Below are 22,851 nucleotides of genomic sequence, written 5' to 3'. Positions count from 1 at the left end.
GACTGCTCTCTGACGCCCGCGCTGCCCGCGATAGTCGACCAACGGTCGACGCTACCGCCCCGGCTCCGGCAGCTTCCGGCGCTCGGTCGGGGCGGGGCTCAGCGTGCAGCCTTGATCTTTCTGACCTCAGGGGTCAGGGCAAAGCAGTCGTCGAATGGCTCCCCCTCCAGCGCCCAGTACTCGATCAGGGCGTGGTGCTCGTGACGATCCTGACGCAGCGCAGCGAGTACGGCGGCAATGCTGCGATCATCCGGCCTGGCACCCGCGCCAAGCAGATCATTGCTTACATCCAGGGCCAGGGTCATCAGCGCATGCCTGACGTCAGGGGGATAGCCGCTGTCGTGATATGCCGCCATGTACCGGTCCAGCCAGGCGTCGGTCCGATACGGGTCGGGCAGTTCGTAGGCCCAGTCCTGGCTATGGCTGTCAGCGGGTGGCAGGCCCAGGTCGCGGCTGAGTCTCTCTATCGCTCGCATGATCCGTTCGGGTTGCCAATACGCGGTGGCAGGGTTGCATCCCCCAGCAACGCCTGCAACCCCGGCAGCCAATGCTTGCCGGGGTGGCGTACCAGCCACAGGGTGCGCTGCAGGGCCGGTAGCGGAGTGTCCAGCACCTGCAGGCGGCCCAGCGCCAGCGGCTCTTCCACGGCGTGGCGCGACAGGCAGGCCACGCCCAGCCCGGCAATGGCGGCCTGCTTTATCGCCTCGGTATTGCCCAACTGCAGGGTCTGGGCGAAGCCGTGCAGATGCGGCAGCAGGGCCTGCTCCACCGCTTCGCGGGTGCCGGAACCCGGCTCGCGCAGCAGCCAGCGGGCGGCGCGCAGTTCGTCCAGCGACCAGCACGCGGCGGCGTCTGCGGCGGCAACGATCACCAGCGGGTCCTGCTGCCACGGCGTCACCTGCAGGCCGCGCTCGTGGCACGGGCCTTCGATCAGACCAGCGTCCACGTCCAGCCGCTGGACGGCGGCCACCACGCCGGCGCTGTTGTCGATGCGCAGGTCGACTTCGGCCTGCGGGGTCTGCCGCAGCAAGGCCGCAATGCGTGCGGGCAGCAGGTAGTTGCCGATGGTGGTGCTGGCCGCCAGCACCAGGCGCAGCGGTGCGCCCTGCCCCGGTGTGCCGCCTGCCGCCAGGTGGCGTTCCAGGTCGGCGGCGTTCGCCAGCAGGGTGCGGGCCGGTTCCAGCAGGGCGCGGCCATGCCCGTTCAGCACCAGGCGACGGCCGATGCGGTCGAACAGCGGCGTACCGAAGTGCGCTTCCAGCTCCTGCAGGGCCGCACTGCTGGCCGATTGCGAGAGGGCGATCGCCTGTCCTGCGGCCGTGGTGCTGCCGTGGTCGGCAATGGCGACGAAGACCTGTAGCTGGCGCAGGGTCAGGCGCATGCAATTACCTGCTTGATAGGTAGTTTTTACCAATAGTATTCGTTTTACAGGTAGGCCGCTCGGGCGCAGGCTGGGCGCACCTCCTCCGTACCCGCCCGCCATGAACGCCCCTGCCCTGTCTCCCTGGTCCCTGCCCGCCCTGCGCCAGCGCTGGCAGCCGCGCCTGCCCGGCCTGCTGCTGGTGGGGCTGCTGGCGGCGGCGTCGCTGTACCTGGCCGAGCTGCCGTGGCTGCAGGCGCATGGCCTGAGCGCGCTGACCGTGGCCATCGTCGCCGGCATCCTGGTCGGCAATACGCTGTACCCGCAGCTGGCCCCCGCCAGCGCGGCTGGTGTCGGCTTTTCCAAGCACTGGCTGTTGCGCGCGGGCATCGTGCTGTACGGCCTGCGCCTGACCTTCCAGGACATTGGCCAGGTGGGCGTGGCCGGCGTGCTGATGGATGCGCTGGTGGTGGCCAGCACCTTCGGCCTGGCCTGCTGGCTGGGCGTGCGCGTGTTCAGGATGGAGCGCGAAGCGGCGATGCTGATTGGTGCCGGCAGCGCGATCTGCGGCGCGGCGGCGGTGATGGCCGCCGAACCCGTGGTGCGCGGGCGCGCCGCGCAGGTGACCGTGGCGGTATCGACGGTGGTGGTGTTCGGCACGCTGGCCATGTTCCTGTACCCGGCCCTGTTTGCGCTGGCGCAGTCGCATGGCTGGCTGGCCATGGACGCGCGCCAGTACGGGCTGTTCACCGGTGCCACCGTGCACGAGGTGGCGCAGGTGGTGGCCGCCGGGCGCGCGGTGAGCGAGGCCGCGGCCGATACCGCCGTGATCACCAAGATGGTGCGGGTGATGCTGCTGGCGCCGTTCCTGGTGGCGCTGTCGCTGTGGCTGGCGCGCGGCGGCAAGGCGGCTGGTGAAGGCACGGCCCCGCGCATCGTGGTGCCGTGGTTTGCGTTCGGATTCGTGGCGGTGGCGGGCTTCAATTCGCTGCATGTGCTGCCGGCAGGCCTGCAGGCCGGGCTGGTGCAGCTGGATACGGTGCTGCTGGCGATGGCGATGGCCGCGCTGGGCCTGACCACCCATGTGTCTGCGCTGCGACAGGCCGGGCTGAAGCCGCTGCTGCTGGCGCTGGTGTTGTTTGCGTGGCTGCTGCTGGGTGGCCTGGCGATCCACCAGGGTGTGCTGGCGGTGCTGGGCTGAGGGCCGGGACACCGCCATCCACGCGTGGCGTGGATCTACTGAATCAACGCGTGGTACACCGGCGGTAGATCCACGCCATGCGTGGATAGGCCCCAGTAGATCCACGCCATGCGTGGATAGGCCCCAGTAGATCCACGCCATGCATGGATGCCGACTCCGATGGGGTCAGAGCCCATTCCTGCGGAATGGGATCCGACCCCACCCCATCAGGCGGGCCCTGCCGCGCAGACAGGTACAATGCGCCATGACTGACTTTTCGACCCTGCCGCTGAGCCCGGCCCTGCAGCCCGGCCTGGACGCCCTCGGCTACACCACGCTTACGCCGATCCAGGCGCAGAGCCTGCCCGCCATCCTGGACCGCCGCGATGTGATCGCACAGGCGCCGACCGGCAGCGGCAAGACCGCCGCCTTCGGCCTGGGCCTGCTGCAGGCCATCGACCCCAGCCTGATCCGCGTGCAGGCGCTGGTGCTGTGCCCGACCCGCGAACTGGCCGACCAGGTCGGCAAGCAGATCCGCAAGCTGGCCACCGGCATTCCCAACCTGAAGCTGCTGACCTTGGTCGGTGGCGTCCCGCTGGGACCGCAGCTGGCATCGCTGGAAGGCCACGACCCGCATGTGGTGGTCGGCACGCCCGGCCGCGTGCAGGAACTGGCACGCAAGCGCGCGCTGAACCTGGGCGCGGTGCGCACGCTGGTGCTGGACGAAGCCGACCGCATGCTCGACATGGGCTTTGAAGAACCCATCCGCGAGATCGCCGGCCGCACCCACAAGGACCGCCAGAGCCTGCTGTTCTCGGCCACCTTCCCCGACAGCATCCGCGCCATCGCCCGCGACCTGCTGCGCGATGCGGTGGAAGTCACCGTGGAAGGCGCCGACCAGGCCCCGGCCATCCGCCACCTGTTCTGCGAAGTGGAACCGGCGCACCGGCAGAAGGCGCTGGCCGGCCTGCTGCTGAAGTACACGCCGGAATCGGCGGTGGTGTTCTGCAACACCCGCAAGGACGTGGACGAAGTGGCCAACTCGCTGCAGCAGTTCGGCTTCTCCGCACTCGCCCTGCATGGCGACATGGAACAGCGCGACCGCGAGGAAGTCCTGCTGCGTCTGGCCAACCGCAGTTGCAACGTGCTGGTGGCCAGTGACGTGGCCGCCCGCGGCCTGGACGTGGAAGAACTGGCGGCAGTGATCAACTACGAACTGCCGACCGACGTGGAGAGCTACCAGCACCGCGTGGGCCGTACCGGCCGTGCCGGTGCCAGCGGTCTGGCGATCAGCCTGGTGGCCGGCCGCGAGAAGACCCGTGCCGAGGCGATCGAAGCACAGATGGGCCAGCCGCTGGATTGGCAGAAGACCCCGCTGGCGACATCGCGCCCGGCCGAGCTGCCGCAGGCAGCCATGCGCACGCTGCGCATCGATGGCGGCAAGACTGACAAGCTGCGCCCCGGCGACATCCTGGGTGCGCTGACCGGCGATGCCGGCCTGTCGGGCAAGCACATCGGCAAGATCGCGATCTTCCCCACCCGCTCGTACGTGGCCATCGCCCGCGAACAGGTGAACAAGGCCGTGGCGAAGCTGGAAGCCGGCAAGATCAAGGGCCGCCGCTTCCGCGTGCGGATGATGTGATCCGGTAGGCGCCAACCTTGGTTGGCGCTCCACAGATCGCGCGAACAGCAGTGCCAACCAAGGTTGGCACCTACCAGAGCAGATCAACGCGATCCGGTAGGCGCCAACCTTGGTGGGCGTTCCACAGGTCGCGCGGACAGCAGTGCCAACCAAGGTTGGCACCTACCAAAGCCTACCGGCTCAGGCTCCCCGCTCAGAACACCAGTTCGGTGTGCAGCGGCAGATCCGCTTCCCAGCGACCGCGGCCGCCCAGGCCGTCCAGTTCCACCAGCACGCCGGCGCCAACCACGTCCACGCCCAGGCGGCGCACCAGCGACAGCGCGGCGACCAGCGTGCCGCCGGTGGCCAGCACGTCATCGATGATCGCCACGCGCGCACCGGCGTGCAGCGCATCGGCGTGCACTTCAATGCAGTCGCTGCGGTATTCCAGCGTGTATTCCTCGCGCAGCACCCTGCCCGGCAGCTTGCCCGGCTTGCGCACCGGCACGAAGCCCACGCCCAGTTCCAGCGCCATGGCTGCGCCCAGGATGAAACCGCGCGATTCGATACCGACCACCGCATCCAGCTTCTGGTCGCGCCAACGATCGGCCATGGCCGTGATCGCGCCGCGGAAGTCTTCGCCGTGCGCGAGCAGCGGCATGATGTCCTTGAACAGGATGCCGGGCTTGGGGAAATCAGCGATATCGCGCAGGCGCGAGGCCCAGGCGGGGACGGCCACGGTGGCGTCGGTCATTGCAGCTACCAGCTTGTATGGCGGCATAGGGTAACCGGTTCGCCTGAACGCTGCCCGTTCCCGGCACTGGCGCGCCGCAACGTTCCATTGGTGGCCCGCCCGATCTAACGCCAAAATCGCACACACGTGCGATAATCGCCCTAACCGGCCATTCACTCCGCCTGCGCCATAAGCAGGTCACTGCCTGCCCGCCCGCTGGACGGCCCGCAGCCAGGGATGCCGAACGGTCCCCGCCACGCCTGGCGCGCGCGGGCCTTCCCCCACGGTCGTGGGGTTTTTCGATACGAGGTTCATGCAACGTGGACGAGACGACGAAAGTTCCGGCCCTGTGCCGGGTGCTGCTGGTCCTGCTCGGCATTCTGGTGGCACTGTTCGGCCTGGCCCTGTTGGTCGGCGGTGTGCGCCTGGCCCTGCTGGGCGGTAGTTGGTATTTCCTGCTGATGGGTCTGGCATCGGCGCTGGCCGGTGCCCTGCTGCTGGCGCGCCGACCGGCCGGTGCGCTGCTGTTCGGCGCCGCCTTCGTGGCCACCGCGGTCTGGGCACTGGTCGATGCCGGCTGGAATTTCTGGCCGCTGGTATCGCGCCTGGTGATGCCGGCCGTGCTGGCCCTGCTGGTGGCATTGGCCTGGCCGGTGCTGCGGCGCAGCCGTGGCGCAGCGGCTGGCCGCGGTGCCTATGGCGTGGCTGCCGTGCTGCTGGTGGGCCTGCTGGCCACCGCGGTGTCGGCCTTCCAGCCGCGCCCGGTGGTGTCCGCCGCCGGTGATGTGCCGCCGGTAGTGCCGGTGGCCAAGGGCAGCGAGCAGCGTGACTGGATGCATTGGGGCAACACCACCGCCGGCACCCGCTTCGCCGCGCTGGACCAGATCACCCCGGACAACGTGCAGCAGCTGCAGGTGGCCTGGACCGCGCGCACCGGCGATGTGCCGGAAAGCAACGGCTTCGGTGCCGAAGACCAGAACACCCCGCTGCAGATCGGCGACACCCTGTACCTGTGCACCCCGCACAACCAGGTGATCGCCATCGATGCCGATTCGGGCACGCAGCGCTGGGCATTCGATCCCAAGGCCACTGCACCGAACTGGCAGCGCTGCCGCGGCCTGGGCTACTTCGACAGCAGCACCGCCGTCGCCGCGCCCGCCGCTGCGGTCGAGCCGTCCGCACCGGCCCCCAGCGTCGCCGCTGCAGTGGGCCAGCCGGCGATCTGCGAAAAGCGCATCCTGATGACCTCCATCGATGCCCGCCTGTTCGCGCTGGATGCCAAGACCGGCGCGCTGTGCCCGGACTTCGGCAGCAACGGCGTGGTTGACCTGAAGGTGGGCATGGGCGAGATCAAGCCCGGCTTCTACACCCTGACCGCCGCACCGCTGGTGGCCGGTGACCTGATCGTGGTGGGCGGCCGCGTGGCCGACAACATCGAGGTGGGCGAACCGTCCGGCGTGGTGCGCGCGTACAACGTGCGTACCGGCGCGCTGGCCTGGGTCTGGGACCTGTCCAAGGAAACCCCGGACGTGCCGCTGGATCCGTCGATCCACTACACCCGCGCCACGCCGAACGTGTGGACCTCGATGGCCTACGATCCGCGGCTGGGTCTGGTCTACCTGCCGACCGGCAACACCACGCCGGACCAGTGGGCCGGCGAGCGCACCCCGCAGGACGACAAGTACAGCTCGGCCGTGGTCGCGCTGGACGTGGCCACCGGCAAGGAGCGCTGGGTCTACCAGACCGTGCGCCATGACCTGTGGGATTACGACCTGCCCGCGCAGCCGACCCTGACCGACGTGCCCGACGGCAAGGGCGGCACGCTGCCGGCCCTGCTGCAGATCACCAAGGCCGGCCAGATCTTCATGCTGAACCGCCAGACCGGCCAGCCGATCACCGAAGTGCGCGAGATTCCCGCGCCGCAGGGCAACGCCCAGGGCGAGCGCTACGCCGCCACCCAGCCGCTGTCGGTGGGCCTGCCGCAGATCGGCGCGCAGACGCTGACCGAATCGGACATGTGGGGCGCCACGCCGATCGACCAGATGCTGTGCCGCATCCAGTTCAAGCAGTTCCGCTACGACGGCATGTACACCCCGCCGGGCGAAGACCTGGCCCTGCAGTGGCCCGGTTCGCTGGGCGGCATGAACTGGGGCAGCGCCTCGGTCGACCCGACCACCGGCTACCTGTTCGTGAACGACATGCGCCTGGGCCTGTGGACCAAGCTGATTCCGCGTGCGCAGATGACCAGCGGCGATGGTGGCGTGGAAATGGGCGCCGCTTCGCAGACCGGCACGCCGTACGGCTCGCTGCGTGACCGCTTCCTGTCCAAGCTGGGCATTCCCTGCCAGCAGCCGCCGTTCGGCACGATGTCGGCCATCAACCTGGCCACCCACAAGCTGGTCTGGCAGGTGCCGGTGGGCACGGTGCAGGACACCGGGCCGATGGGCATCAAGATGCACCTGCCCATTCCGATCGGCATGCCGACGCTGGGCGGTTCGCTGGCCACGCAGTCGGGCCTGCTGTTCTTCGCCGGCACCCAGGATTACTACCTGCGCGCCTACGACAGCCGCAGCGGCAAGGAAGTCTGGAAGGCCCGCATGCCGGTGGGCAGCCAGGGCACGCCGATGACCTATGTCTCGCCGAAGACCGGCCGCCAGTACGTAGTGATTTCCGCCGGTGGCGCGCGCCAGTCGCCGGACCGTGGCGATTACGTGATCGCCTACGCGCTGCCGCAGAGCAAGTGAACCGTGCCCACGCCGTGGCCCATCGTGGCCACGGCGTGCGGGTACCGATCCTGCGGCCCAGCGCTTACCATGCAGGGCTTACGTAGATGAAACCGGTTGCCATGCCTGCTGTTCCTCCCAGCCGTCGCCCCAAGCGTTCCCCGGCCCCGCCACAGGAGCGCGGGCTGGCCCATGAGTTGATGCAGCAGATCCAGGGCAACCAGGGCGATCCGGATTTCATGACCTCGCTCGGCCGCGGCCTGGCCGTGCTGAGCGTGTTTTCGCAGCATCCGCGCGAAGTGACCATGTCACAGATCAGTAGCGACACCGGCATCTCGCGTGCGGCGGTGCGCCGCGTGCTGTACACGCTGGAAAAGCTGGGCTATGTGGGCGAACAGGGCCGCGGCTATGTGCTGCTGCCGCGCGTGCTGGGGCTGGGCGGCGCCTACGTGGCGTCCTCGTCGATGACCGCCGCCGCGCAACCGGTGCTGGATGCACTGCGCGACGACGTGCACGAATCGTGTTCGCTGGGCGTGCTCGATGGCGACGACATCCTGTACATCGCGCGTGCCGAGACCGTGCGCATCATGTCCATCGGCCTGCGCGCGGGCAGCCGCCTGCCGGCGTACTGCACCTCGATGGGCCGGGTGCTGCTGGCGGCCCTGCCGCGCGACACGCTGGAAGGCTATCTGGAACGCACGCCCCTGCGCCCGCGCACCGAGCGCACGATCACCCGCATGGAGGATTTCCTGGAGACGCTGGAGAAGGTCCGCCGCGAAGGCGTTTCACTGGTGGACCAGGAGCTGGAGATCGGCCTGCGTTCGATCGCCGTGCCGGTACGTTCGCGCAGTGGCGAGGTGATTGCCGCGTTGAACATCGGCACCCAGGCCGGCCGCGTGAACCTGGGCGTGATGCAGTCGCAGTTGCTGCCGCGCCTGCGCGAAGCCGCGCAGCAGCTCGGGTCGTTGCTGCATTGAGCCAAGCCCCGGGGTCGGATCCCTTTCCGCAGGAAAGGGCTCTGACCCCAGTCGTGAGTGGGGGTCAGAGCCCTTTGCGTTGCAAAGGGATCCGACCCCGATCTCAGTCGGCCGCCTGCTCTTCCAGGATCGGCTTGGCCAGCGCGAAGGCGTGGTTGGCCGCAGGCACGCCGCAGTAGATGGCGGCCTGCAGCAGCACTTCCTTGATCTCTTCCGGCGTGACGCCATTGTTGCGTGCCGCGCGGATATGCAGCTTGAACTCTTCGTCGTGGCCCAGTGCCACCATCATCACGATGGTCAGCAGCGAGCGGGTGTGCCGCGGCAGGCCGTCGCGGGTCCACACCGTGCCCCATGCCGTGCGGGTGATGAATTCCTGGAATTCAGTCGTGAACTCCGTGCGCGCCTGCAGCGAGCGTTCCACATGGGCTTCGCCCAGCACCTGGCGGCGTACCGCCAAGCCGGCTTCGTAGCGTTCCTGTTCGTCCATCGTCGTCTACCTGTGCAAGTGTCAGTGCGTGGCCTGCGCCAGATGCGCGGCCAATGCAGCGGTGAAGGCCTGCGGTGATTCCAGGTTGCAGATATGCCGGCCGGCCACCTGCGCATAAGCGCCCTGCGCTGCGCCGCTGGCAATGGCCTGCAGATCGGCCGGCACGCAGACCGGGTCGTCATCGCCGGCGATGGCCAGCAGCGGCACCTGGATGCGTGCCAGCACCTCGCGGAAGTCGGCCGTGCCCACCGCGTTGCAGCAGCCCACGTAGCCTTCCACCGACGTGGCCAGGAAGCGCTGCAGGATGTCTTCCACCTGGCTGGCATGGGTCTGTGCGAAGCCGGCCGTGAACCAGCGCTCGCGCGTGCCATCGACCAGCGGCAGCAGGCCGTCGTGCTGCACCTGGACGATGCGCGCCTGCCAGCTTTCGGCGCTGCCGATCTTCGCGGCGGTGGCAGCCACGGTGAGCGTGCGCAGGCGGTTGCCGGCATGCACGCCCAGCCACTGGCCGGTCAGCCCGCCGATGGACAGCCCGCAGAAGTGGCTGCGCTCGATGCCCAGGTGATCCCACAACGCCAGCACGTCGGCGCCCAGCTCGGCCACGCTGTACAGGCCAGGCGGCGCGCTGGACTGGCCATGGCCGCGGCGGTCATAGCGCAGGATGCGGTACTGCGCCGACAGCGCCTGTACCTGCGCCGCCCACATGCCCAGGTCGGTGCCCAGCGAATTGCAGAAGGTCAGCCAGGGGCCGTCTTCACGGCCCTCGGTCTGGTAGTGCAGGCGATGCTGTGGAAGCTCGAGAAACGGCATGCTGGCTCCAGCGGAATGCGTGGGGATCAGGCGCGTGCAAGCACGCGGTCGATCCAGGTATCGGCCATGCCGCGCCAACTGTCGGCGGCGAACAAGGCATCGAGTTGTTCAGCGGAAAGCTGCGCGGTCACCTCGGGCATCTGCGCCAGTACCGCACGCAGGTGCTGCGATTGGCCCAGTGCGCGCTGCGCCGCCTGTTCCACCAGCGCATGCGCGGCGGCCTTGCCGATGCGCTCGCCGAGGGTGACCGCCACGGCTTCGGCATAGAGCAGGCCGCCATGGCTGTCCAGGTGCTGCAGCATGCGCGCGCGATCCAGTTGCAGGCCCTGCACCACCACGGTGACCTGGGCCAGGCTGCCGGCACACAGGCGCACGATCTCCGGCACGGTTTCCCATTCGGCATGCCACTGCCCGGCCGCACGTTCGTGCGGTTGCGGCATGGCGCTGTACAGCGTGGACAGCAGGCCCGGCACACGGGTCGCGGCAGCAATGGCAGCCACGCAGCCCACCGGGTTGCGCTTGTGCGGCATGGCCGACGATCCGCCCTTGCCCTCGCCTGCCGGTTCGAACGCCTCGGCCACTTCGGACTGCATCAACAGCACGATGTCGGTGGCGATCTTGCCCAGGCTGCCGGTCAGCAATGCGAATGCGCTGCCCAGCTCGGCCACGCGATCGCGGGCGGTGTGCCAGGGCAGTGCCGGCACTGGCAACTGCAGTTCCTCGCCCAGCGCCTGGGCAACGTCCAGGCCACGGTGCTGCAGCGAGGCCAAGGTGCCGGCGGCACCACCGAACTGCAGCACCAGGGTGTCTTCGCCCAGGGTCTGCAGGCGGCGCTGACTGCGTTGCAGAGCATCAAGCCAGCCGGCGGCCTTCAGCCCGAAGGTGACCGGCACCGCCTGCTGCAACAAGGTGCGGCCCGGCAGTCCGGTATCGCGCTCGGCATCAGCCAGCTGCGCCAGCGCCGTGCACAGCGTCTGCAGGCGCGACAGCACGTGCTCACGCGCGGCGCGCAACTGCAGCACCGCACCGGTGTCGATGATGTCCTGGCTGGTCGCGCCCCAGTGCACCCAGCGCGCCGCCTCGGCGTCGTTGGCCTTGACCTGCGCGGTCAGTGCCTTCACCAGCGGGATGGCCGGGTTCCCGGACAACGCGGTGGCGGCCGACAGCGCGCTCACATCGTAATGGCCTGCATTGCAGGCCGCCTCGATGGGGGCCACCGCCGCCTGCGGAATCACCCCGCAGCGCGCCTGCGCGCGGGCCAGCGCCGCCTCCACGTCCAGCATGGCCTGCAGCCGCGCCACATCGGTGAACACCGCGTCCACGGCAGGCTCGCCGAACAGGCCGCCAAGCAGCGAAGGAGTCTGGTTCATCAAGGAAGATCCTTCCAGGGTTGTCCCAGCTTACCCGCGCCGGCGGTGACCGGCGTGGGCAAGCGACAGCCCGGGCATTCAGTAGGCAAAGAACACGGTTTCGTCAGGGCCCTGCATGCGCACGTCCCAGTGGTACACGCCCTGGCCCTGCGCCTGCGCGACCAGGGTGTGGCGGCGCTCGGCCGGCACCAGCGCCAGGATGGCATCGTCGCCATTGCTGGCTTCGTCACTGAAGTAGATGCGCGCGCGGGTGGCCTGCAGCAGGCCGCGCATGAACACCAGCACCACCAGGTGCGGCGCCTGCGCTTCACCGCGCAGCCCCGGCACGCGGCCCGGCTTGACGGTGGTGAACGCAAAGCGGCCCTGGTCGTCAGTCGGCACGCGGCCCCAGCCATCGAAGCTGGGATCGTGGTCGTCGCGGCGCGGGTCTTCGGCGTGCGCGTAGATGCCCTGCGCGTCGGCCTGCCAGATTTCCAGCACGGCATCGGACACCGGTACGCCCTCGCCATCGAACACCTGGCCCTGCACCTGCACGCGTTCGCCCTGCGCCTGCGCCGGCGCGATCTCGACGCGGTACAGCGGCTCCAGGCCCAGCCGGTAGTACGGGCCGACGGTCTGCCACGGAGTGGATTGGAAGCTCATGGTCTTACTCCCACACGGTCATCTTGCGACCGCGCAATACGATGTCGAAACGATAGCCCAGCGCAAATTCATTCGCGGTGGTTTCCCAGTCGAACGAGGACACCATGCGCTCCCGCGCCTTGGCGTCATCCACGCAGTTGTAGATGGGATCGAACGCCAGCAGCGGATCGTTGGGGAAGTACATCTGCGTAACCAGGCGCTGGCCGATGCCTTCGCCGTGCAGCGAGAAATGGATATGCGCCGGCCGCCAGGCGTTGTAGTGGTTGCGCCACGGGTAGGCGCCCGGCTTGATGGTGGTGAAGCGGTAGCGGCCTTCGCTGTCGGTCAGCACCTGGCCGGTGCCCTTGAAGTTCGGGTCCAGCGGCGCGTCGTGCTGGTCGCCCTTGTGCAGGTAGCGCCCGGCGGCGTTGCACTGCCACACCTCGACCACCGAATTGCGCACCGGCCGACCGTTCTCGTCCAGCACGCGGCCACTGACGATGATGCGCTCACCCAGCGGCTGGCCGGGGAAGCCAGCGGTCAGATCGGCGGCATGCGCGCCCAGGGTGATGCGGTTGATGCTGGGGCCCGTCACTTCGGAAAGGGTGACCGGAATGGCAATCGGATCGGTGCCGGGGCCGCGCTTGGCGGTGCTGGCATACGGCAGGTGGATGCGCGGCGGCTGGCTGCCGGGATACGGCTTGCGGTAGCCGCGCAGTTCGGTGGGATCGCTCATGGCGTACTCCTGTTGGCGAGCGGCCCGAGGGCCGCGGCTGTCATGCTGGTTACGGGCAGATTACGGAATGCGAGGGGGTCACACGCGCTCGATGGCCAGGGCCACGCCCTGCCCCACGCCGATGCACATGGTGGCCAGGCCGCGCCGGCCGCCGCTGGCTTCCAGCTGGCGCAGCAGGGTCAGCGCCAGGCGCGCACCGCTCATGCCCAGCGGATGGCCCAGCGCAATGGCACCGCCGTTGGGGTTCACGTGTGCGGCATCGTCGGCAAGGCCCAGCTGGCGCATGCAGGCCAGGCCCTGCGAGGCGAAGGCTTCGTTCAGTTCGATGGCATCGAAATCGGTGATCGACAGGCCCAACCGTGCCATCAGCTTCTGGCTGGCCGGCACCGGGCCCATCCCCATGATGGCCGGCTCCACGCCAGCGCTGGCGAAGCCGAGGATGCGCGCGCGCGGGGTCAGCCCCAGCGCCTTGACCTGTGCGCCCGAGGCCAGCAGCAGTGCGGCCGCGCCGTCGTTGATGCCCGACGCGTTGCCGGCGGTCACCGTGCCCGGCTGGCGGAACAACGGCTTCAGTTTGGCCAGTGCTTCGGCGGTGGTATCGCCACGCGGGTGTTCATCGCGGTCGACGGTCACGGTCTCGCCGCGCTTGCGGCCCGGCACGTCCACCGCCACGATCTCTCCGGCGAAGAAGCCACGCGCCTGCGCTGCGGCAGTGCGCTGCTGGCTGCGCAGGGCGAACGCATCCTGGTCGTCGCGGCTGATGCCGTAGCGCTCGGCCACGTTCTCGGCGGTCTGGCCCATCGTTTCCACGCCATGCAGTTCACGCAGGCGCGGGTTGATGAAGCGCCAGCCCATGGTGGTGTCTTCGATCTGCTGGTCGCGGGCGAACGGCGAGGCCGCCTTGCCCATCACGAACGGTGCGCGCGACATCGATTCGACGCCGCCGGCAATGGCCAGGCCCAGCTCGCCCGCAGCGATGCCGCGCGCCACGGTGCCGATGGCATCCAGCCCCGAACCGCACAGGCGGTTGATCGTGCTGCCCGGCACGGTTACCGGCAGGCCCGCCAGCAGCAGGCTCATGCGTGCCACGTTGCGGTTGTCTTCGCCGGCCTGGTTGGCGCAGCCCAGGTAGACATCCTCGATCAGCGCCGGGTCCAGCTGCGGATGGCGCGCCAGCAGGGCCTTCAGCGGAATCGCGCCCAGGTCATCGGCACGCACGCCGGACAGCGCGCCGCCGTAGCGGCCGATCGGGGTACGGATGCCATCGACGATGTAGGTCTCGTGCAGGCTCATCTCAGGCTCCTTCGGCCAGTGCCAGCGGCAGGCCGGTCAGTTCACGCAGTTGTGCGATGTCCATGCCCTCCACCATCTCCAGCACGGTGGCGCCGTCGGGGCCGAGGTCGAACACGGCCACATCGGTATACACGCGCGATACGCAGCGCAGGCCGGTAAGCGGGTAGCTGCAGTCGGCCACCAGCTTGCTTTCACCCTTCTTGGTGAACAGGTCCATCATCACGAAGACCTGCTTGGCGCCGATAGCCAGGTCCATGGCGCCGCCCACGGCGGGAATGGCGTCGGCCGCACCGGTGCTCCAGTTGGCCAGGTCACCGTGCACCGACACCTGGAAGGCGCCCAGCACGCAGATGTCCAGGTGGCCACCACGCATCATCGCGAACGAGTCGGCATGGTGGAAATAGCACCCCCCGATAAGCAGGGTGACCGGCTGCTTGCCGGCATTGATCAGGTCCGGGTCTTCGTGGCCGGGCGCCGGCGCCGGGCCCATGCCGAGCAGGCCGTTTTCCGACTGCAGGAAGATTTCCTTGTCGGCCGGCAGGAAGTTGGCCACCGTGGTCGGCAGGCCGATGCCCAGGTTCACGTAGGCACCTTCGGGAATATCGCGGGCCACGCGCGCGGCCATCTGTTCGCGGCTGAGCTTGTTCATGCCTTTACTCCTGCTGCGGCCACCGGCACCACGCGCTGCACGAAGATGCCCGGCGTCACCACCGCTTCCGGGTCCAGTTCGCCCAGCGCCACCACCTCACGCACCTGCACGATCGCGCAGCGCGCGGCCATCGCCATCAGCGGGCCGAAGTTGCGCGCAGTCTTGCGGTAGACCAGGTTGCCCCAGCGGTCGCCGCGGTCGGCCTTGATCAGGGCGAAGTCGGCGTGCAGCGGATATTCCAGCACGTAGTGGCGGCCATCGATCTCGCGCGTTTCCTTGCCCTGGGCAAGTTCGGTGCCGTAACCGGTGGGGGTGAAGATGGCACCCAGGCCGGAACCGGCCGCGTGGATGCGCGCGGCCAGGTTGCCCTGCGGCACCAGTTCCAGCTCGATTTCACCGGCGCGGTAGGCCGCATCGAAATGCTGCGAATCGGACTGGCGCGGGAACGAACAGACGATGCGGCGCACGCGCTTGTGCTTGATCAGCGCGGCCAGGCCGGTATCGCCGTTGCCCGCATTGTTGTTGATGATGGTCAGCTCGCGCGCGCCCTGCGCGATCAGCGCATCGATCAGCTCGTCGGGCATGCCGGCGGTGCCGAAGCCACCGATCATCACGGTAGCCCCATCGTGGATATCGGCCACCGCTGCTTCGGCGCTGGCCACGGTCTTGTCGATCACTGCATTGCTCCTTGCCCTGCCCTTCGCTGGTACCGACCAGCGCGGCGCACGGCCACTGCGACGGGAAAACATGACGCGGACATGGTGCGCACAGGCCCCTTCCCGGTCAATCCGATATTCGGCCCTTCAATCCGATAATCGCACATTGCCTGCATGACTCCGGAAGGCGGTTCAACGCCGGTTCTGGCCCACGCCCACGCGCAGGCCCAGGCACGCCCAGGCGGCCAGCAGCAGCGGCAGTGCGCACAGCACATACAGCGCCGACGGCGGCCAATGGCCATCCACCAGCACGCCCACGGTGAGCGGCGACAGGATGGCGCCGACCCGGCCGATGCCGATGGCCCAACCCAGGCCGGTGGTGCGCACCTGTGCGGCGAACACCACCGGTGCGGCGGCGTACAGTCCTGCCATGGCGGCGAACAGCGCGGCGCCGATCACGAATGCCAGCGGGAAGGCCACATTCAACTGCGTGTTGAACGCAGCGAAGCCCAGCATTGCCACCATCGCCAGCAGCAGCGCGCCGGCGGTCAGGCGGGACAGCGACCAGCGCGAGGCCAGCCAGCCGAACAGACTGCCACCGACGATGCCGCCCAGGTTCAGCAGCACGCCGCCGGTAATGCCCTGCTGCGCCGAAACACCTGCAGAAACCAGCAGCTTCGGGGTCCAGCTCAGCACGAAGTAGAACGCGAACATGTGCAGGAAGAACGCCAGCGCGATCAGCAGCGCGACACGGCGCAGATCGCCCACGAACAGCGCGGCGTAGCCCTGCGGCTGGCCCTCGCGCACCGGTGCCGGCGGCAGCGCCTGCAGCGCCGGCATCTGCATGCGCGACAGCAGCGCGTTCAAGCGCGGCAGCGCATCGGCCGGGCGCCGTGCCACCAGGAAATCCAGCGATTCGGGCAGGCACTTGAGCACCAGCGGAATGCACAGCAACGAGGCTGCAGCACCGATCAGGAACACGCTGTGCCAGGACCAGTGCTGCAGCATCCACGCCGCCAGCACCCCACCGGCAGTGGCGCCGATGGGATAGCCGGTTGCCTGCAGGGCCACGGCGGTGCTGCGCCACTTGGCGTTGGCATATTCGGCGGTGATCACCCCCACACCGGCCAGCATGCCGCCAATGCCGATGCCGGTGAACACGCGCAGCGCGCCCAGCTGCCAGGCGTTGCCGGCCAGCGCCGACAGCGCCATGCCCGTGGTCAGGATCAGCAGGCAGCACACGATCATCGGCCGCCGGCCCCAGCGGTCAGCCAGCGGCGCCAGCAGGAACGAGCCCAGCGCCATGCCGACCAGGCCGGCACTGAGCATCAGCCCCAGCACCTTGCCCGACAGTTCCCAGTCCGCCGACACGTGCGGCGCGGTGAAGGCCATGACCATCACGTCGAAGCCATCGAGCATGTTCAGCAGCACGCAGATGGCGATGGCGGTCCACTGGAAGGGACTCATCCGTTCCAGGACGAGCGGCGGTGCAGCGGCGGGGGCGTGGCTCATGGTGCGGTTTCCTGCAACAGCGTGAAGCGGCGGAACATCCGGCGTGGTGGTCTCAGCGACCGGCCTGGCTGGAAGCGTGGATGACCTGCAGGACGTCCTGCAGTTGTTCGACTTCAACCTGGCCCGGCGCCGACGGCGTGCCGATCATGCCGAAGGTCAGGGCCTGGCCGAAGGTTTCCCCGGCCAGTCGCGAGACCACGCCGGTGCCGCCCATCGACATGGTCAGCAGCGGCTTGTCACTGCGCTGGCGCACCTGCCAGGTGGCATCGAGCAGGGCCAGCACATCGCCGGCGTCGCGCGGCATCACCGCGATCTTCAGCACGTCCGCGCCCATCGCCTGCTGCTTCAGCAGGCGCGCGACGATCTCCTCGCGCGGCGGCGTGGCCTGGAAATCGTGGTTGGACATCACCACCTTCACCCCCGCCTTGTGCGCCTGTGCCACCAGCGCCTGCACCACGTTCGGGTCGCGGAACATTTCCACATCGATCAGCTGGGCAAAGCCACCACGCAGCAGCGTGGCGTACAGCGCGCCGTAGTCGCGGTCACTGATCGCCTTCGCACCGCCTTCGGCCTTGGTACGGAAGGTGACGATCATCGGCTTGCCGCCCAGCGTGGCCTGGATGCGCTTGCCCAGCGCCACCAGCTTGCTGCCATCGGTGGCGATATCCAGGTAATCGATGCGCCATTCGGCCAGATCGGTGTGCGTGCTGGCGGCGATGGCCACGGCCTGCTGCAGGGCGAGTTCGGCACTGGCACCGGTGATCGGCACGATGGTGCGCGGGCTGCCCTCGCCGATGCGCAGCGAGCCCACCTGCAGCACCGCCGGTGGCGGTGCGGCCAGGGCCAGTACGGGGGAGGTGCACAGCGCACCGGCGAGGACAAGGGAAGCAAACGGAATGCGCATGGCAGTCACCAGGGCGTGGAAGGGGCGCGCGGCCATCAGAAGGTCACCTTGGCCTGGACACCCACGGCCCAGGCGTTGTCGGTGCCGCTGTAATTGAACGTGCCGGGATTGACGATGTACTGCACGTCGGGGCGGATCATCAGCCACGGATTCACCTGGAAGCTGTAGGACAGTTCGAACAGCTCCTCGGCCTGGCTGAGGTTGTACAGCGGCGAATCCACGGGCACGCCACCGGCGGCCAGCGAAGCGCGGCGCGCATCCACCAGGCGGTCGTTGATGTCGGCGCCCACGTAACCCAGCGCGATGCTGTCCTGCGCGCGCGAACCGATGCCCTGGTACACGCCACCCACTGCATACCAGCGCTTGATCTGCGCGGTATCGGCGTCGGACACCATATACTGCGCGAAGGCCGTCAGGCCGCGGCTGGGGTCGGCCGACTCCTGGGTCAGGCGCTGCTCGGCCAGCACGTAGGCGCCGTGGCGGCCGGTGGTGGGCGAGGTATCCAGGCCGCGCTGGTCCACGCGCGAGGTGTCGTAGTAGCCGCCAAACTTGTAGACGCCGGCGTAGCGGCTGCCCTTGGCCGGGGTCCAGGTCACTTCCACCGGGAACAGCGAACCGGTGGTACCGGAGGCGAACGGGCGGAACGCATTGCGTTCGATGTTGCCACCCAGGTTCGGGTTCACCTGGAACCAGCCGGTGCGCACGTTCAGCGCCGGGCTGACCTGCTGCGCCACTTCACCGCCCCAGCGCGCCACCGGGTAGTTGTACCAGCCGCTGTTGCCGGACATCGCCAGCGGGTGCGCGCAGAACGCCGCGTTGACGAAATGGGTCAGCAGGCTGTGCAGGCCGAACTGGTTGCCCATCGCGTAGTAGCCCAGCTTGTAGTACGACTGGCCACCGTTGAAGGTCTGGTCGTAGCTCAGTTCGGTCAGCCGGGTGTACTGGCCGCCGTAGGCTTCCTGGATCGGGAAGCGGTTGCCGACCAGATCGGCCGAGGTACTGCGGCCACGCCGGTCATTGAGCGTGAAGTGGAAGGCACCGCCGTCCCAGCCGGCCAGCTTGCCCATGTCCAGGTCCATGCCCACGCGCACCTGCTGCGCATAGTGGGCGCCGGTTTCCCCGTAGCCGCCATCCACCACGCCCATGGCCTCGCCCACGTAGTCACCGCGGAAGGCGATGCCGCGCTCGTACAGATCGGTGCGGGTACCGCCCCAGTCACCGGTGAGCGTCTTGCCCGCATAGCGGTTGCTGGATTGCGCGCTGGCGACCGCCGGCAGCAGGGCCATCGCGGCGGCCAGCACGGTCAGGGAAACAGGCTTTGCAGGAATCATGGTCAGGGTCTCGGAAAGGTGATCAGCGCAGCGACAGCGGCGCGCTCAGGGGGGACGTGGCACCCTGCGGCGAGGTGACCGTGGCGGTCACACCGCCCAGATCCGCAGCATCGGCGGCATTGCCCAAGGGGAAGGTGAAGGTGCCGTTGCCCTGGCTGTCGGTACGCGCCTGCACGGTGCCCAGCACGCGCTCGGCTTCGCTGCCGTTGGCCGCACGGTTGCCGAACACTTCCACCTGGTAGTGGCTGTCCGGCTGGCCGTGGAAGCTGCCGGTCAGGCTGCGCTGGGCGCCCTTGCCCTGCACCGCAACCAGTTGCGGCGCCGCCTGGCCCAGGTTGGCCAGCGGCTGGCAATCGGCCTGGCCGGCGGCGGTGCAGATGCGCGCACGCTTGGCCGGATCGGTGTCCACGCCGCGCCCGCGCGAGCCGACGAAGCTGGCATGTTCCAGCCCCGGCACACCGAACACGATGGCGCCGCGCGGCTGGCCCTTCACGCAGGCACCGCCGGCTTCGCAACGCTCGATCGGCAGACCGTTGCCGAAGATGCGGTTGGCGGTGAAGCGGTTGGGTGCACTGACCGGCTGCGGGCGCACGCCAATGCCGATGCCGTTGCCGGTGATGGTGTTGCCATCGACCACGTTGCCGCTGCCGGTGATGCTGAGCCCGATCGAGTTGCCGGTGAAGGTGTTGGCCGCGATGTAGTTGCGGTTGCCCCAGTTGATCTGCAGGCCATCGGAGTAATCGACGAAGCGGTTGTGCACCACGCTGTTGTCATTGCCCCACAGGATCTCGATGCCCTGCGAGGGTTCCGGGTTGGCCTTGGTGGACTGGAACAGATTGTCTGCCACCAGATTCCAGGCCGCGCCGCGGGTCAGTTCCAGGCCATCGCCGTTGTCCAGGAACACGTTGCGCACGATACGGTTGTGCACCGTGGTGGTGGCGGTGGACTGGCCCTTGCCATCGTCGCCGGTGAGCATGATGCCGGCACCGCCCTTGTTGGCGACGATGCGGTTGTCATGGATTTCGCTGTGGCTGGCACGGTTGATCAGCACGCCGATGCAGAAGTTGCGGATCTCCAGGCCGGTCAGTTCAACGCCCTGGGTATCGCGCAGCACCAGGCCAGGCAGCGTGGTGGTGCGCACATTGGTGCCGGACTGGCCCGGCTCGGCACCCGGGCAGGCATCGGTGCCGGTGCCGGTCACGTAGGCCGAACCATCGATGGCCACGAACTGGCCGTCGCGTGCCCACGGCGTGCCGACGATCTGCACCGGGCCCTTGATTTCCGGCAGCGGCGAGGCCGGCTTGATCACGTACGGCGCCGCGCCCACCGCATCGATTTCAATGCGGTAGCGGCCCGGCGTCGCATTGGCGGTGTTGATGGCCCAGCGCAGCGAGCCGGCGTTGCTGTCGTCGGCGTAGCGATCGACACGCAGCACCTGCAGCGCTTCACGCGGGGGTTCGGCTTGGTAGGCCAGCGCCAGCGACGGCAGCAGGGCAAGCAGGGACAGGGAAACGACAGACAGACGACGGCACATGCGATCACTCCGCACAGGTGAAAGAGATCCAACGGTCTTCCCCTGCACCTGGCTTCAGCACCGTGACCGATGCTGCCCTCGCCCCGCCAGGGGTGGATCGCTTGGACTGCTATGAAACTGCGGAAGTGAAATTAGGTTTATCGCACTGCACCATTCAAGTGCGGTAATCGACTGTGCGTGCGAATATCGCACTGAATAGGTAATACGTTGGTTGTAGGGGGGGGTCTTTGCAGGGCTTGCAGCCCTGCACCCGCGCAATGCAACGGCAACGTCAAAAGCTGGGGATCCGTGGGATGGCGGGGCGGTTGGTATCTGCGCCAATTGTCCCGCGCGGCTGTTGGTAGGTGTCGACCTTGGTCGACACATCTGTCAGATATCGAATGAACTCATCCACGCATGGCGTGGATCTACTGACGCATGCCGAAGCAATTCCGGGGTCGGCGCCGGCTGTTGGTAGGTGTCGACCTTGGTCGACACATCTTTCAGATATCGAACGAATTCATCCGTGTCGACCAAGGTCGACACCCACCAGAGCAGAATGCCGTTCCAGCAGATCGCGGGAAACTGTCGAAGGTGGGGCGGTGTCGGATTGCGGGGTGTCAGCCGCATGGATGCGGCTGCCAAGCCTGCAAGCACGTACTTGCGGCGTCCCCGCAATCCGACACCGCCCCGCCATCCACGGAATGCAGCTGTTGCTGTTGCTTTCGCCGTTGCCGTTGCCGTTGCATTGCGCAGGTGCAGGGCTGCAAGCCCTGCAAGAGAACACCCCTACGAACTGCAGGACAGCATCGAGCAGCCGGCGCGGTGCTCGGCCCAGGCCGGCCGCTTGCCGGCGTAATGTTCCAGCCCCGGCCGCTGCGTGTACGGATCGCGCAGCACCTCCTGCAGCGCGTGCACGCCACCCAGGTCGCCCTGCTCGGCGCGATCGATGGCCTCCTGCGCCAGCCAGTTGCGCAGCACGTACAGCGGATTGGCCGCCGCCATCTTCGCCTGCCGTGCTTCGGCCGACAGCGGGTCCACACGCAGCCGCGCCGCGTAGTCCTGCAGCCACTGCTGCAACGGCGCCTGCACTACCTGTCGGCGTGCCTGGTCGTAATACACATCGCCCAGCGCGGCCACGTCCGGCGCGGCCACATCCACGCCCATCAACGCACGCCACGCCAAGGTCATGTCCATGCCGCCGTCCTGCAGCAGTTGCTGCCAGCGCAGGTACAGCTGCAGATCCTCATCGTCAGCTGCCGCCAGCCCCAGCTTGGCCGCCGCATCGCGCCGCGTGCAGGCCACGAAGGTGGACTGGAACGCGGCCAATCCGGCCTGCAGCGGCTGCACATCGGCGAACAGCGGCGACAGTGCCTGCGCCAGCCGGTTGAGATTCCAGTACGCCACCTGCGGCTGGGTGCCAAAGCGGTAGCGGCGCCCCTGCGCGTCGGTGGTGTTGGGCGTCCAGTCCGGGTCGTAATCCTCCACCCAGCCGTACGGGCCGTAATCGATGGTCAGGCCGAGCACGGACAGGTTGTCGGTGTTCATCACCCCATGCACGAAGCCGACACGCATCCAGTGCGCCATCAGCTCGGCGGTGCGCACGGCAATCTGCGCGAACCAGTCGCCGTACAGCGCCTCACCTTCCCCCTGCAGTTCAGGGAAATCGCGGGCGATGCAGACGTCGGCCAGTTGTTTCAGCAGCGTGGTCTCGCCGCGCGAGGCAGGCAGTTCGAACGTGCCGAAGCGCATGAACGACGGCGCCACGCGGCAGACGATCGCGCCGGGCTCGGCGCGCGGGTGGCCGTCGTAGAACATGTCGCGCACCACGTCCTCGCCGGTGCCGACCAGCGACAGCGCACGCGTGGTCGGCACGCCCAGGTGATGCATGGCTTCGCTGCACAGGAATTCGCGGATGGACGAGCGCAGCACGGCGCGACCATCGGCGCCGCGCGAATAGGGCGTGGGCCCGGCGCCCTTCAACTGCAGCTCCCAATGGCGCCCGTCGGCGGCCACCAGCTCACCCAGCGATATCGCGCGCCCGTCGCCCAGTTGCCCGGCCCAATGGCCGAACTGGTGGCCACCGTAGTTGGCCGCCCACGGCTGCATGCCGTCGTACAGCGCGTTGCCACCGAAGACCTGGGCGAAGTCGGCGCCCTGCACATCGGCGGCGTCAAAGCCGAGCAGCGCGGCAACCTGCGGCGACCAGGCCAGCACGCTCGGCGCCGCGACAGGGGTCGGCAGCACCGACGACCAGGCCGCCTCGCGCACCTCGCGGCGGCGTGGGCCGGATTCGGGGTCGCCCGGCAGGGCGGTCAACAGGCGGTTGTCGAAACGGGGGGCGTGGGTATCCATGCCAGCAGGATGGGGGCGGT

The 22,851-nt window shown here is 68.4% G+C and carries 20 protein-coding genes; 4 read left to right on the top strand and 16 right to left on the bottom strand.

Features of this window, described 5'->3' with window-relative positions; translation table 11 throughout:
• Nucleotides 1-98 precede the first annotated feature (98 nt).
• Nucleotides 99-476 (bottom strand): hypothetical protein, encoded by a 378-nt coding sequence (locus C1930_RS08625; RefSeq protein WP_108771498.1) that lies wholly within the window; start codon nucleotides 474-476, stop codon nucleotides 99-101.
• On the bottom strand, nucleotides 464-1,381 hold the full coding sequence (locus C1930_RS08620; RefSeq protein WP_108771497.1) for a LysR family transcriptional regulator: 918 nt from the start codon (nucleotides 1,379-1,381) through the stop codon (nucleotides 464-466). The genes C1930_RS08625 and C1930_RS08620 overlap by 13 nt, the downstream gene beginning before the upstream one ends.
• 100 nt (nucleotides 1,382-1,481) lie before the next feature.
• Here C1930_RS08620 and C1930_RS08615 point away from each other — a divergent pair, with 100 nt between their 5' ends.
• Both C1930_RS08615 and dbpA read left to right on the top strand, forming a co-directional pair.
• Complete coding sequence (locus C1930_RS08615) at nucleotides 1,482-2,561, top strand: YeiH family protein (protein WP_108755981.1); 1,080 nt, start codon at nucleotides 1,482-1,484, stop codon at nucleotides 2,559-2,561.
• A gap of 244 nt (nucleotides 2,562-2,805) precedes the next feature.
• Entirely contained in the window at nucleotides 2,806-4,182 is a 1,377-nt protein-coding gene (dbpA, locus tag C1930_RS08610; RefSeq protein ID WP_108755980.1) for an ATP-dependent RNA helicase DbpA, read from the top strand.
• Between the two features lie 193 nt (nucleotides 4,183-4,375).
• Here dbpA and C1930_RS08605 read toward each other — a convergent pair whose 3' ends face one another.
• Nucleotides 4,376-4,915 carry an adenine phosphoribosyltransferase gene (locus tag C1930_RS08605; RefSeq protein WP_108755979.1) on the bottom strand — a complete coding sequence of 180 codons (540 nt, stop codon included), beginning with the start codon at nucleotides 4,913-4,915 and terminating at the stop codon, nucleotides 4,376-4,378.
• A 299-nt stretch (nucleotides 4,916-5,214) separates the two neighbouring features.
• Here C1930_RS08605 and C1930_RS08600 point away from each other — a divergent pair, with 299 nt between their 5' ends.
• Both C1930_RS08600 and C1930_RS08595 read left to right on the top strand, forming a co-directional pair.
• A complete protein-coding gene (locus C1930_RS08600; RefSeq protein ID WP_108771496.1) occupies nucleotides 5,215-7,638 on the top strand; it encodes a membrane-bound PQQ-dependent dehydrogenase, glucose/quinate/shikimate family in 2,424 nt (807 codons plus the stop codon).
• Between the two features lie 101 nt (nucleotides 7,639-7,739).
• Nucleotides 7,740-8,594: an IclR family transcriptional regulator C-terminal domain-containing protein gene (locus tag C1930_RS08595; protein WP_108771495.1), complete on the top strand. Its 855-nt coding sequence runs from the start codon at nucleotides 7,740-7,742 to the stop codon at nucleotides 8,592-8,594.
• Nucleotides 8,595-8,697: 103 nt separating this feature from the next.
• On the opposite strand, the gene pcaC is transcribed toward C1930_RS08595, so the two are convergent.
• The 13 genes from pcaC to C1930_RS08530 form a co-directional block, all read right to left on the bottom strand.
• Nucleotides 8,698-9,081 (bottom strand): 4-carboxymuconolactone decarboxylase, encoded by a 384-nt coding sequence (gene pcaC / locus C1930_RS08590; protein WP_108771494.1) that lies wholly within the window; start codon nucleotides 9,079-9,081, stop codon nucleotides 8,698-8,700.
• A gap of 21 nt (nucleotides 9,082-9,102) precedes the next feature.
• The gene (pcaD, locus tag C1930_RS08585) at nucleotides 9,103-9,891 is read right to left on the bottom strand and encodes a 3-oxoadipate enol-lactonase (protein ID WP_108771493.1); all 789 of its coding nucleotides are present in this window, start codon (nucleotides 9,889-9,891) and stop codon (nucleotides 9,103-9,105) included.
• Nucleotides 9,892-9,917: 26 nt separating this feature from the next.
• Nucleotides 9,918-11,261, bottom strand: coding sequence for a 3-carboxy-cis,cis-muconate cycloisomerase (locus tag C1930_RS08580; RefSeq protein ID WP_108771492.1), 1,344 nt, complete (start codon nucleotides 11,259-11,261; stop codon nucleotides 9,918-9,920).
• A 78-nt stretch (nucleotides 11,262-11,339) separates the two neighbouring features.
• Entirely contained in the window at nucleotides 11,340-11,903 is a 564-nt protein-coding gene (pcaG, locus tag C1930_RS08575; RefSeq protein WP_108771491.1) for a protocatechuate 3,4-dioxygenase subunit alpha, read from the bottom strand.
• A gap of 4 nt (nucleotides 11,904-11,907) precedes the next feature.
• Complete coding sequence (pcaH, locus tag C1930_RS08570; RefSeq protein WP_108761803.1) at nucleotides 11,908-12,618, bottom strand: protocatechuate 3,4-dioxygenase subunit beta; 711 nt, start codon at nucleotides 12,616-12,618, stop codon at nucleotides 11,908-11,910.
• A gap of 78 nt (nucleotides 12,619-12,696) precedes the next feature.
• A complete protein-coding gene (gene pcaF / locus C1930_RS08565) occupies nucleotides 12,697-13,905 on the bottom strand; it encodes a 3-oxoadipyl-CoA thiolase (RefSeq protein WP_108772562.1) in 1,209 nt (402 codons plus the stop codon).
• 7 nt (nucleotides 13,906-13,912) lie between these two features.
• A complete protein-coding gene (locus C1930_RS08560; protein WP_108771490.1) occupies nucleotides 13,913-14,560 on the bottom strand; it encodes a 3-oxoacid CoA-transferase subunit B in 648 nt (215 codons plus the stop codon).
• Nucleotides 14,557-15,237, bottom strand: coding sequence for a 3-oxoacid CoA-transferase subunit A (locus tag C1930_RS08555; RefSeq protein WP_108771489.1), 681 nt, complete (start codon nucleotides 15,235-15,237; stop codon nucleotides 14,557-14,559). Before C1930_RS08555 ends, C1930_RS08560 begins: the two co-directional genes overlap by 4 nt.
• A 171-nt stretch (nucleotides 15,238-15,408) precedes the next feature.
• Nucleotides 15,409-16,728, bottom strand: a complete 1,320-nt coding sequence (locus C1930_RS08550; protein ID WP_199912417.1) for an MFS transporter — start codon at nucleotides 16,726-16,728, stop codon at nucleotides 15,409-15,411.
• A gap of 52 nt (nucleotides 16,729-16,780) precedes the next feature.
• Nucleotides 16,781-17,668, bottom strand: a complete 888-nt coding sequence (aroD, locus tag C1930_RS08545) for a type I 3-dehydroquinate dehydratase (protein WP_234412751.1) — start codon at nucleotides 17,666-17,668, stop codon at nucleotides 16,781-16,783.
• Nucleotides 17,668-18,963 (bottom strand): carbohydrate porin, encoded by a 1,296-nt coding sequence (locus C1930_RS08540; protein WP_108771488.1) that lies wholly within the window; start codon nucleotides 18,961-18,963, stop codon nucleotides 17,668-17,670. The genes aroD and C1930_RS08540 overlap by 1 nt, the downstream gene beginning before the upstream one ends.
• A 22-nt stretch (nucleotides 18,964-18,985) precedes the next feature.
• Nucleotides 18,986-20,497: a right-handed parallel beta-helix repeat-containing protein gene (locus tag C1930_RS08535; RefSeq protein WP_108771487.1), complete on the bottom strand. Its 1,512-nt coding sequence runs from the start codon at nucleotides 20,495-20,497 to the stop codon at nucleotides 18,986-18,988.
• A 768-nt stretch (nucleotides 20,498-21,265) separates the two neighbouring features.
• Entirely contained in the window at nucleotides 21,266-22,831 is a 1,566-nt protein-coding gene (locus C1930_RS08530; RefSeq protein WP_108771486.1) for a YdiU family protein, read from the bottom strand.
• Nucleotides 22,832-22,851 lie beyond the last annotated feature (20 nt).

This window comes from Stenotrophomonas sp. SAU14A_NAIMI4_8, from assembly GCF_003086695.1.
In the GTDB taxonomy this organism is placed as follows: Bacteria; Pseudomonadota; Gammaproteobacteria; order Xanthomonadales; family Xanthomonadaceae; genus Stenotrophomonas.
The sequence above is the reverse complement of the archived record's forward strand: the minus strand, read 5'-3'. Positions and strand labels throughout refer to the sequence as shown.